This is a genomic window from Candidatus Acidulodesulfobacterium acidiphilum (assembly GCA_008534395.1).
Classification (GTDB): Bacteria; SZUA-79; SZUA-79; order Acidulodesulfobacterales; family Acidulodesulfobacteraceae; genus Acidulodesulfobacterium_A; species Acidulodesulfobacterium_A acidiphilum.
The window spans coordinates 22,286-34,699 of record SHMQ01000021.1 but is presented as its reverse complement, the minus strand read 5'-3'; the positions used below and the strand labels follow the sequence as shown (position 1 = coordinate 34,699).

Sequence of the window (12,414 nt, the reverse complement as noted above, 5' to 3'; positions counted from 1 at the left end):
TTGTTATGGGGACAGAATTGAATTCTGTCCCCATTATTATAATATATATATTGCGCTTTGTCTATATTTTCAAAATAAAGGCTGTTTTAGAAAAAGGTGCCAGATTAATTTTCCGCAAGTAGCTTTTTATATCAATTATTTTTATATCAATTAACTGTTTTGTATTCGGAAAATAAAATCTGACGCCTTTTTCATATTTTCAACATTACGGCTGTTTCGTCGCAATCCGGAAATTTTACGCAGTTTATACAGTCGCTCCATATCTTATGGGGCAGTTCAGATTTGTCTATAACGTTAAAACCGGATTTTTGAAAAAATTGCGGTTTGTAAGTTAAGGCAAATATATTGGTTATTTTAAAGAATTTAGCTTCTTCTATGCATTTTTTTATAAGTTCCGTCCCAATAAGTTTTCTTGTATAAGGCCTTTTTACGGCTAACGATCTGATTTCCGCCAGATTTTCCCATACTATTGCAAGAGCGCATGCCCCTATAACTTCAGGTTCGCAGCCGGAGGAGCCTTTTTCGCTATAATTTCCGTTTAAAATTTCATTTCCGGTTTCGGTTTCACATTCTATCTCGGCAATATAAAAATCTCTAAGATGAGTATATATATCGCTCATTGAACGCGGAAGCATCTCGCCGGCTTTTGAATATTCCGAAAAAAGTTTATAGAGCGATTTAACGTCGCACATAAGCGCTTTTCTCAGGACTACTTTTACGGTCTTAACGCCTTTGCCGACAACGCCTTCTTTATCGATTTTTTGGTTTTTAACGCGTCCGCCTTTGCTTTCAACGGTCAGACCTTCCTCGGTTTCGGCCTCCATCTCTATTTCTATTTCGGTAGGATAAAAAATAGCTGCCCCGCCTTTTTCATATCTCTGTCTGCCTGTTTTATACATATCTTTTTATTTAAAACCGCCCCTGTTTTTTAAAATTTCTCTTGCATGCATTAAAGCCGCTTCCCCTTTTGAATCGCCCGATAACATTCTTGCCGTTTCGGTTATTCTCTCTTCTTCGTTAAGCTCTTTTATCCTCGTATATGTTTTTCCGCTAATTACTTCTTTATAAACAAAAAAATGCCTGTCGGCAAACGAAGATACCTGGGCTAGATGCGTTATAAGTATTACCTGATTTGCTTCAGATATAGATTTAAGCGCCGAACCTACGAAATTAGCTACGTCGCCGCCGATTCCCGCATCGATTTCGTCAAAAATAAAAGTAGCGGTATCTTTTCTTTTATTTAAAATTTTTAAAATACATAAACTTATGCGGGAAAGTTCGCCTCCAGAAGCAACCTTGGAAAGCGCCCTGGGTTCTTCTCCCGGATTTGCTGAAAACATAAAAATGCAATCGTCCAATCCGGTTTCCGAAAAACTTTTCTCAAAATCGGTTTTATCTATATTTATTTTAAAAATAGGTTTAATTTTCAAAAAAAGCAGTTCTTTTTCTATTTGTTTTTCCATAATAGAAGCGGATTTTATTCTTTTTGCATGTAATTCTCCGGATATCCACAAAAAATTTTCTTTAAGCTTTTCATATTCGCCGTCTATTTCGGAAATTCTTCTTTCAAGTTCCGCAATACCGCCTAATTCCTGCTTTGCTTCATCGTATAGCTTAATAAGTTCTTCTAAACCGGAAACGTTATATTTATTTTCTATGCCTATAACGGAATCTATTTTAAGGCGTATTTCGTTAAGCCTATCTTCGTCGAATTCTAAAGCGGAATATTTTTCTAAAAATAAAAGAATATCTTCCACTTCTATTTTTGCCGTTTCGGCGTTTTTTAAGCTTTCCGTTTTTTTAAAAGCCGAATCTAATTCGGACAATTTTGAGAGATTGGAAACTAATAAAGCCATAGACTTTAAAATCCCGTATTCATCGCCGTCTATTAAATCTATTGAATTCAAAATAAGTTCTTTTATAGCGTTTGCGTTTTCTAACTTTTTTAGTTCCTGCTTTAAAATTTCTTCTTCGTCTGCCGATTTAATATTTAAATTTTCGACGTCGTTTACTATGTATGAATTTAAGGTTCTTATGCGCGATATACCGTCTATTTTTCTTGTTATTTCTTCTTTTTCCGATAATATTTTTTTGATTTCGCTATAAATCTTTTTAGCTTCTTTTAGCAAAGTTTCGTTGCCGGAGAAATCGTCCAAAAAAGCAAGCTGGCTTGCAGGGTCAATTAAAAATCTCCTGTCGTTCTGCCCGAATATTTTTAACAAATTTTCGCCGAATTTCTCTATTAAGTTTTTGTTTACCGGCTCCCCGTTTATAAAATATCTGCTTTTACCGCTTTCCGTAATCGTTCTTTTAATATTAAAATCGTCGGAACTCACTAAGTCTATTAATCCTTCAACGTCTGATTCCGCAAATATTCCGTTTAAACTTTCCTTTACCGACGCGTTTAAATCGAATACCGCAGTAACGTAACCTTCTTTTTCTCCAGTTCTTATAACGTCCAATCCTTTAGTTTTACCGAACAAAAAATTTAAGGATTCAATTATTATGCTTTTTCCGGCTCCGGTTTCTCCGCTAAGAACGTTAAGCCCGCCGCAAAAAGCTATTTCTAAAAAATCTATAGTGGCAAAATTTTTTATTTTTATAGTTTTTAACAATTTTGTCTAGACCTTTTACCAGTTTAATTTTGTCCTTAATATATTCCAGTAATCGTTATCTAAAGACGAAGACAGGTAAACCTTAGAAGGATGTTTTTTAATTATTATTTCGTCGTCGTTATTTAATTTCAAGCCATCCCTTCCGTCGGCGGAAATAAAAATATTCCTTTCCTGCGGCATAATTATTATTTTAAGTTCGCAAGGATTTATTATTATAGGTCTGTTGGAGAGCGTATGCGGGCATATAGGAGTTATTATAAAAGCGCCCATATCCGGCTGTACTATAGGTCCTCCGGCCGATAAAGAATAAGCCGTAGAGCCGGTAGGAGTAGCGATAATAAGGCCGTCAGCCCTGTAATCGTTCAATCTCAAACCGTTTACAAAAACGGTTAAATTAATAATTCTGGCATGAATACTTTTTTCCCTTGCGATAGTCGCTTCGTTTAACGCTACTAATTTTTCGATAGATTTGCCTTTCCTGAATACTTCGATGTCGATAGCCATTCTCGGTATAAATTCCAAAGTACCGTCTAAAAATCTTTCTATAGCATCTTTCTTTTTTTTCTCCGGAACTTCTACCAAGAAACCCAGGGTGCCGAAATCTATTCCTATTACCGGCACTTCGGAAAGTTGAGGAAAAATCTTTCCAAGCGTAATTAAAAGAGTTCCGTCTCCTCCGCAGACTACTACAAGTCCGACGTTTTTAGTGTCGGAACTTTTGATATCCATACTGGGCTTGATTATCGTTTCTATGCCGTTCTTTTTAAAAAGTCCGCACACGTATTCTGCGGATTTTAAAGCGGCCGCGGCGTCTTTTTTGTAGGAAACCAGAACCCTCTTAATATTCTTATTGAAATCGGATGAAAACATTAAATTGCCGTTACGATGCCGTTGTAATGCCGCCGAAAGTCAATTCCGGCGCTATAGTTAAAAATGCTTATGAAGAGCTTTTGTTTCATTTAATAATCCGCCTTCTTTTATTATTTTAACCTGTCTGTCCGTTAAATTATACTTAAACTTATATTCGGCATTTCCCTGACTTTTATTTATAAAAGTAACCGGCTTGCGCTCGCTTAATTCTTTTAAAATGTTAGGGGCGATAAGTTCGTCTCCCTGTTTTATTTTATCATAATCGGCTGGGTTTTCAAATATAAGGGGCAATATACCGAAATTTATTAAATTTGCAAAATGGATTCTGGCAAAAGATTTAGCTATTACGGCTTTAACTCCAAGATACATAGGCGCAAGCGCCGCATGCTCCCTGCTCGAACCCTGCCCGTAGTTTTCGCCGCCTATTACGAAACCGCCTTTCTCCTTTAGCGCTCTTTCCGAAAAAGCCGGATCCACCGTTTCAAATACATATTTAGAAATGGCAGGGATATTAGACCGAAGCGGAAGTATTTTAGAGCCTGCCGGCATTATATGGTCGGTAGTGATATTATCGCCTACCTTGAGAAGAACATTTCCGGATATCGATTCCGGAAGTTTCTGCTGAACTGGAAGCGGTTGAATGTTAGGCCCTCTGTAAACTTCGACTTCTTCCGGCTTAGTAGAAGGAGGGATTATCATTGAATCGTCTATATCGAATTTTTCCGGCATTTTAATTTCCGGAGCTTTTCCAAGCGTCCTCGGGTCGGTAATATAACCGGTAAGCGCAGAAGCCGCCGCTGTCTGCGGCGAAACAAGATAAATTTTTGCGTCCTTAGTTCCGCTCCGTCCTTCAAAATTACGGTTAAAAGTTCTTAAAGAAACGGCGCCTGAACGCGGAGCCTGCCCCATACCTATACATGGTCCGCAAGTCGATTCCAGTATCCTTGCCCCTGAAGCTATTAAATCGGCAAGAGCTCCATTTTTTGCAATCATTTCAAAGACCTGTTTAGAACCTGGCGAAATAACGAGACTGACGTCGGGATGCACTTTTTTTCCTTTTAATATTGCGGCTACCGTCATCAAGTCGGCATAAGACGAATTAGTGCAGCTTCCAATGGCGGACTGGTCCACCTTTACGTCTTTTAATTCGCTTACTTTTACTACCTGGTCGGGCATATGAGGTTTTGCCGCAAGCGGTTCGAGCGAACTTAAATCAATTTCTATAATCTCGTCGTAAACGGCATCTTCGTCTGCGGAAATAGGCGTATAATCCTGAATTCTTCCTTCGGCTTTTAAAAATTCCATAGTTCTTTCGTCGCTAGGAAAAACGGATGTAGTCGCGCCGAGTTCGGCGCCCATATTGGTAATAACCGCTCTTTCTGGAACGCTTAGCGTTTTTACTCCTTCGCCGCCGTATTCAAAAATTCTGCCTACGCCGCCTTTAACGGTCAGCCTTCTTAAAAGTTCTAAAATAACGTCTTTCGCCGAAACAAAATCATGCAGTTTTCCGGAAAGTTTAACCAGAACGACTTTGGGAACATTCATATAAAACGCCCCGCCGCCCATCGCAACCGCAACGTCGAGCCCTCCTGCGCCTATAGCTATCATTCCTATTCCGCCGGCGGTCGGCGTATGGCTGTCGGAACCCAGAAGCGTCTTTCCCGGAATGCCGAATCTTTCCAAATTAACCTGATGGCATATTCCGTTTCCGGCTTTAGAATAAAATATTCCGTATTTTGCCGCTATCGTCTGCAGAAATCTGTGGTCGTCGGCATTTTCAAAACCGGTCTGCAGAGTGTTATGGTCTATATAGCTGACCGACAAATCGGTTTTTACCTTAGGTACGCCTATTGCTTCGAACTGCAGATATGCCATAGTTCCGGTAGCGTCCTGCGTAAGCGTCCTATCGATTTTTAATGCAATTTCTTCTCCCTGTTTTAAATTTCCGCCGACAAGATGCGAGCTTAAAATTTTGTACGTTAAACTCTGTCCCATAAATTAAATTTCTCCCGATTTATGTTATTTGTATTAATTTTTAATTGAATAATTTTAATATATTTTCTTAATAAAGTAAATTCTCAATTTGCGACAAGGACGTAATTGAATTCCGTCCTTGTCCAATTTGTGACGGGGACAGAATTGAATTCCGTCCTTTTCCATTTTGTGACGGGGACAGAATTGAATTCTGTCCCCGTATTTAAAGCGCTCCTTTTGCAAATAAAACGGCGGGAATGGTTTTTAAAATAATTATAAAATCTAATTTTAACGTCCATTCGTCGATATATTTTAAGTCTAATTCTACCCTATCCTCAAAACTCAGCATGCTTCTTCCGCTAATCTGCCACAGACAGGTAATGCCGGGCTTCATAGAAATCCTCCGCCTCTGTCTTATGGAATATTTTTTTACTTCGTCGGGCATAGGCGGTCTAGGGCCTACAAGACTCATATCCCCCCTTAAAACGTTATAAAATTGCGGTATTTCGTCAAAACTGGTTTTTCTCAAAATTTTGCCTATTCGGGTAATTCTTGGGTCGTTTTTCAGTTTTATTTCAATTCCGTCTTTACTAAAATCTTTTATAAGTTCTTCTCTTAGTTCATCGCTGCCTTCATACATAGTCCTAAACTTATAAAAAGTAAAAAGTCTTCCGTTTTTTCCTATTCTTTTGCTTTTGTATAAAACGCTTCCTTTAGAATCCAATTTAATTAAAACGGCTATAATTATAGATGGAACTAAAAATATAAAAATCGCAAAAACCGAGCCTATTATATCTATCAATCTTTTTACAAAAAGCCTGATATCGTCTTCCGGCGACGTATAAAATGAAATAACGGGATAATTTCCTACTTTTTCAAAAGCTACTTTTGAATATTTAAAAGGTATAAAGTTAGTCGGTATCTTAACGGCTATACCTTTTTCTTCAAGCAGTAAGGTAGCTTCTTTTATGTCGGCAATTTCACCGCCCTTTATGTCGAATATAACTTCGTCCACCGGATTATTTATAACAAAATCTATCAGTCCGCTTAAATCATTTTTGTCGGTTTCCTTAACTAATTTTATACCCAGATATTCGCTCGATATAATAATATCTCTTATGCTCATGCCGTTTTGACGTTTATTTTTTCCTTCGCCTTCGCATCCTACACCCTCAGAGTTTTTATCTCCTTTTACCAGAACTATATTTCTTATCGAGTATCCCCGTCTCTTAAGTTTTACCGATAGTTTTCTTCCTGCGTAATCGGCAAGGATTAGCGACAAAAATGAATATATAGAAAAATATCCTATAAAAAGCCTTGATACATAAGCTACCTTAAACATAAAAAGAACGGCGTAAATTAGAAATATCGATATTACGGTTATCTCAAAAAGCTTTATTACGTCCGATTTAAAACTTTCCGTATTTAAATTTAAATACATTCTAAATAAAAATAGTAAAAAATAAAAAATAAAAGCTATCGGGGCTAAAAGCCATAGATAAAAATCGATTGAATAAAGCCTATATCCTATTATCAGAGGGGTTATCAGGTTATAAGTAATAAAAGACAGAAAAAAAGCGCCGCAAATAAAAATAACGGAAATTATATAAAAATACTGGGCAAGAATTTTACTTCTTTGGGATAACATAATATTTATTATATTGCAATAAATTACCGCTTTAAAATCTGATCGTTAAAATTAGGTTTCCGGCAGTAAACTTGCCGCCGCAAACAACGCTAAAAAGAAAAGCCATAAATTAGTCAGCTGATCGTTAGACATATTAGATACTCCGGCAAAAGAACCATAAAAGACTATAGACGTTCCTATTAATATTACGGCTATTTTGCGTTTAAAATTATCATTTGAATTAATAAATAATTTAAACGGTTTTTTCAAAGCAAGAAAAAAAAGCCACATAAGCGCAATAAAACTAAATATTCCGGTTTCGGCCAGCGTCTGCATATAGCCGTTTTCAGGCCAGTTATCATAAAGGTCGTATATTTTTTTACCTGTTTTTGGATTATAATACCATGGAAATCTGACGCCTTTATGTTCGTCGAAATATTTTGAAAACGCGCCTACTCCGATGCCGGTAAAAGGATATCTTTTAAAAACTGCCCATGCAGATTCTATTAAAGCTATATGACTTTCTATATCGCCGTGATTTTTAAGTTCCAATTTATATATTTTAGGATTAAACATAGAAAAAATCCTGCTTTTAAACGTTTTAGAAATGGAAAAAATCCCGACGTTTAATAATAAAAGCAGAATAAGCGCCGCAACAAAAAGTTTTTTTGATTTCAAATACATTAAAACAAAAACAGCCGGTATAATCCCTATCCATGCAGACCTTGCCTTTGCAAATACTATGTCGAAAACGCCAATGAGAATCATTATTCCGAAAATAATAAAATACGACATTCTTGTTATTTTTTCCGCAAGCGACGTTCTGTCTCCGATATCTTTCTTTTTAAAATCAAGCAGATAATAAGCTATAATTACGATTAATCCGTAAGATACCTGTACCGGAAAACCGACCCAGTTTCCAATTAATCCCGTAAGCCTATTATGCGAATGAAGAGCGTCGATAAAAATTCCCTGAAAAAATCCGTAAATTATAGCGGCGCATATAGAAAACGTAAAAGTATAAATCATTATTTTTATTCTTTTTTTTGAATTTAAAAGTTCTGCTGCCGCAAAAAAGAATAAAATAAAATATATTATTTCTCCGCCTTCGTTAAAACTGTCTGCAATGCTGAATGTCCAGAAAAAAGAAGCTGTTACTATAACTGCATAAATAAGAAGAGGTATATTAAAACCCGTTTCAAGTATGGAAAATTCTCTTTTTGATATTTTATAAGCTATAAAAAAAGCTATAGCAACAATCATTCCGAAAACGGCAATACCGTCTTTGACGGGTATAAAAAGCGCAAATAAAAATATTCCGAAAACTCCGGCCTTTTCAAATAATCCTCTAAATTCAGGTTTTTTGACGGCAAGAGCAATTAATATTGCGGCTGACAGCAGTATAGTTCCTATTTTAAAATATGTCAATAAATTCAAATCGTTAAATTCCACCTGCTCAGCATACTGCCAGTTTCATTTAATAATATCATAATAAAGTCCTTCATAAATTTTTGCCGAATCTTCCCATCCAAAATGTTTATTGGCCGAATTAATAACAATATCGCTCCATTTAATGCCCATACGCCCATCTTTACCTGCTGTTTTAACGGTTCCTTCGGATGCATAAATATTATACAGCGAGTCGAGAGCCCAGGCAATTCCGTTAGTATCCGTATATCGAACAAGTATTCCGGACGGATTTTTAGCATCCGGATTTGTAATATCCGAAACGGTGTCGTGAAGACCGCCCGTATCGCCAGCCGCAATAACGCATCCGTATCTCATAGCTATCATCTGCGACAATCCGCAAGGCTCGAACTTTGAAGGCATAACGAAAATATCCGATGCTGCATATATTTTATGGGAAAGAGCTTCATCGTATTTTCCGGTATGCGCAAAAACCTTATCTTTGAAAACTTCCGCAAGGTAATTTGCTTTGCCTTCTATGTAATCCTTGCCGCTTCCGAGTATGACTACTTGAAACGGAAAATCGTTCCAGCTAAAAAGCGCGTCCAAAAATTCGTTTATGCCTTTTTCCTCGGTAAGCCTGCTTACTACCCCTATAAGAGGAAGTATTTTACCGTCTTTATCTTTTTTTAAAGGCAGGGAAATTTCCGAAAAAAGCGCCTTTTTATTATTTAATTTAAATTTTTTCCATTCTGCATAATCTTTAATTCCGTATCCGTCGTTTTTAATATTTAAATTATAGCTTATAAACCTGTCGGTTTTCGGATTCCAGTAATCTAAATCTATGCCGTTAAGTATCCCTCTTAGACGTCCTGCATTGCGGAGATTATTAAGCTCGCCGTCAAGCCCGAAGCCGAATCTGCTGTCGGTTATTTCCTGGGCATACGTCGGGCTTACCGTAGTAACTATATCGGAAAGCTTAATTCCGCCTTTTAGACTGTTTATAGTTCCGAAATGTTCGTAAGCATCGGAAGAATTATATTTAAAATCTAAGCCTATATCGTAAAAATCGTCCAAACCGTAAACGCCTTGATAACCAAGATTATGTATCGTAAAGGCTATAGCAGGCCTTAATCCTTTTGCGCTTACGCTCCTGCTCAATTTACCGCTTAAAATACCTTCGGCGGAACCGCTTAAGTTTACCGAAACTTTTTTATCTCCAAACGTCTGCCTTACGACGGCGGGAACAAATCCTCCCGACCAGTCGTGAGTATGGACGACCAAAGGTATTCCAAGAATTTTCATTGCGTACGCCGTTCCATGAGCAAGCATTGCATAACGCCACAGGTTGTCTTTATATGCACAAACCCCTCCGTGCGTACCGTAAACTTCTTCCCTGTTAAAAAAATGATTCTGCTCTATAAGAACGATAGGAATATCTCCCAAGGCAAAACCGGTTTTAATTCCAAACTCAAAAGGAATTTCCCCGAAATTTACTCTGCCGGCCGGATATGTTTCCCTTATATCTAATAAATTTTTTGGAATTATATTTTTGTAATAAGGAATTACCACCCGCACGTTAATGCCGGCCCTGAGCAAAAATTTAGGAAGGCTGCCCATTACGTCGCCGAGACCTCCGGCTTTTACCAGCGGAGACATTTCCGCCCCTACAAACCATATTTCGTTATTAAATTCGCTCATTTTAAACCCGTTTTTATTTGCATGCTTTTTAAAAATTCAAGGCTTTTTATTAATTTATTTTTTCTACGTCTATAGATATTATACTACTAAAATCTTCTTCTGTATTTAAGTTAAAATTATATCTTATCTCTATGCCCTGAAAAATCCTTTCGTATCCGTTTTCGGAAAGCGACATAGTCGTCAAAGGCTTAAATACGATGTCGTAATTTTTTAAAAAATTAGAGTCCGACCGTTCTTTCAGCGTTATTTTTCCGCCCCAGAATGAATCTTTCAAATATATAAAATTATCGCATCCGGATGCATTGTTTTTTTTCATGATATTATTAATTCCTTTCACTTCGCCGTCCATATCTATGCTGACTGCCGGGCCGTCGCCGCCGGGGAAAGCAAACCTGAAAACGACTTGTAAATTTCCGGAAATTTTCGGCCTTGATTTTATGAAAAAAGATACAGACTCCTCTATCTTTATGCTTAGCCCTAAAATTTCATCGGGCATACCTTCCGCTTTTATATCCGTTAAATTATTTAAATTATTATCGCGGAGGGCTTCACCGCCGCCGGTAATTACGGGATACGCCTTTGTTTCGACAAATATATAATTTTTACCGTCATGTTCGCATATATTTTTTATATCCGCGCAGGAAAAATAAAGAGGCTTGTTTTCAAATAAAATTTCAAAAGAAGGAAGAATGCCTTTGTGCGTTAAAATATCATTTTCCGATAAATCGGAAGGATATTTAGTTTCGTCATGTATCGTCTTAGGCGGCTCTTCTTCCGAACCGTTTTTATTTTTTATATCGCTATCGGCGCTTTCTTCTTTTGAATTTTTTTCTTTTATTTTTAAGATGTCGTATTCTTCATGCAGGCAGAATACGTCGCCAAGAGAATGAATCAATCCTTTTCCTATATAATCCAATGCCGAAAAAGAAGCTGACGAAGGCTTATAAACTATACACCATAAATCGTTTGAAAGCAAAAATTCTTTTTCTCCGTCCGAGTCGAAATCAAAACATTCTATCTCTATTTTTCCGCTAACGGCATCTTTATAAAAAACGTAGGAAGATAATAGCGCATTATGTATCGCTCTCCTTAAATGCGGCAGATAAATGCCGCCGAATACTCCGTGCCAATAAGCATCGTTAGCTTGAGATTTAAGAAGTTCTGCGTCGGCTTCGTTAAGATTTTTACCGTAAGTTTCTTGAATATAATCTATTTTTAGGCTTAAATTAACCATCCTTTTATGCTGGAGATTAGATTCCGGATATCTGGTTAAAAAATTATGCCATATGCCGGAACTTAAAGGAGCTGAAGGATTCTTCGATTTTATTTTTTCGCAAGCGTCTCTTGTTGCCGGTGGCAAAGTCCATTCTCCCATTTCTCTGTAGCTTGAAATAGGCAGATATACCGGATTCCTTTTTTCCATATTGCACAATAAATTTGAAGGAAGCTCGAAAATGATGTCGGAATAAAGACTGTCCCCGTCTTTTGAAGAGACTTCATCGATAAAATTTTCCAACCAGCCTTTGTTTCCTTCTTTTCCGTAAACCCAGTCGAAAGTATCAGGCCATCCGCCCATTTTTTCGCCGTCGTCAAACATAACCGACAAATCGGAACGTCTTCCGTTTAGATATAAAATCTCGTTTAAAGATTCCGACGGTTCGGCAAAAGGTATCTTGTATCTTAATCTTTCATGTATAGGAAATATATCGAAGTATTCTCCACCGTATTCGGTTCTAAAAACGGAGTCTATACAGTCGGGAGAAATACCCGCTTGAAAAAATTGAAAGTCGTCCAAAAAAGCATAATTTAATCCGGCCGATTTTAAATCTTTAATTATATCGGGCTGCCATATTCTTTCGGTTATCCACGCCCCTGAAGGATATATCCCGAAAAGTCTTTTTAAAGCTATGTTCAGCATTTCAAGCTGTTTTAATCTGTCTTTCGGCGGAATCATGGCAAGAATTGGTTCGTAATATCCTCCTCCTATAAGCTCTATTAATCCGGCATTTACGCCTTCGGCTATTATTTCTATTAATTCGGAATCGTTTTCTTCCCACCATTCTAAAAGTACGCCGGAAGCATGCAGGCAAAATTTTACATTAAGCCTGAAAAGGGTTCTGATAAGGGGCGAATAAGATTTTTGATGGACTTCTTTAAAAACAAAATCAAAATTGCCGACGGGCTGATGACAATGAAATCCTAAGATAAATTTAGTCATAT

General features: G+C 37.2%; 8 protein-coding genes. All 8 read right to left on the bottom strand.

Annotation, left to right across the window (positions count from 1 at the left end):
• Positions 1 to 191: 191 nt before the first annotated feature.
• The 8 genes from EVJ48_07440 to EVJ48_07405 all read right to left on the bottom strand — a co-directional run bounded on the left by EVJ48_07440 (position 192) and on the right by EVJ48_07405 (position 12,412).
• Positions 192 to 824 (bottom strand): GNAT family N-acetyltransferase, encoded by a 633-nt coding sequence (locus EVJ48_07440; protein RZV38268.1) that lies wholly within the window; start codon positions 822 to 824, stop codon positions 192 to 194.
• An 81-nt stretch (positions 825 to 905) separates the two neighbouring features.
• Positions 906 to 2,615 carry a DNA repair protein RecN gene (recN, locus tag EVJ48_07435; protein RZV38265.1) on the bottom strand — a complete coding sequence of 570 codons (1,710 nt, stop codon included), beginning with the start codon at positions 2,613 to 2,615 and terminating at the stop codon, positions 906 to 908.
• 15 nt (positions 2,616 to 2,630) lie between these two features.
• The gene (locus tag EVJ48_07430) at positions 2,631 to 3,485 is read right to left on the bottom strand and encodes an NAD(+)/NADH kinase (protein RZV38264.1); all 855 of its coding nucleotides are present in this window, start codon (positions 3,483 to 3,485) and stop codon (positions 2,631 to 2,633) included.
• A gap of 57 nt (positions 3,486 to 3,542) precedes the next feature.
• The gene (locus EVJ48_07425) at positions 3,543 to 5,480 is read right to left on the bottom strand and encodes an aconitate hydratase (GenBank protein RZV38263.1); all 1,938 of its coding nucleotides are present in this window, start codon (positions 5,478 to 5,480) and stop codon (positions 3,543 to 3,545) included.
• Positions 5,481 to 5,682: 202 nt separating this feature from the next.
• On the bottom strand, positions 5,683 to 7,107 hold the full coding sequence (locus tag EVJ48_07420; GenBank protein ID RZV38262.1) for a sugar transferase: 1,425 nt from the start codon (positions 7,105 to 7,107) through the stop codon (positions 5,683 to 5,685).
• A 51-nt stretch (positions 7,108 to 7,158) separates the two neighbouring features.
• A complete protein-coding gene (locus tag EVJ48_07415) occupies positions 7,159 to 8,538 on the bottom strand; it encodes a hypothetical protein (GenBank protein RZV38261.1) in 1,380 nt (459 codons plus the stop codon).
• 21 nt (positions 8,539 to 8,559) lie between these two features.
• Complete coding sequence (locus tag EVJ48_07410) at positions 8,560 to 10,194, bottom strand: glycogen synthase (GenBank protein ID RZV38260.1); 1,635 nt, start codon at positions 10,192 to 10,194, stop codon at positions 8,560 to 8,562.
• A 49-nt stretch (positions 10,195 to 10,243) separates the two neighbouring features.
• Positions 10,244 to 12,412 carry a DUF1925 domain-containing protein gene (locus EVJ48_07405; GenBank protein RZV38259.1) on the bottom strand — a complete coding sequence of 723 codons (2,169 nt, stop codon included), beginning with the start codon at positions 12,410 to 12,412 and terminating at the stop codon, positions 10,244 to 10,246.
• Between the last annotated feature and the right edge of the window lie 2 nt (positions 12,413 to 12,414).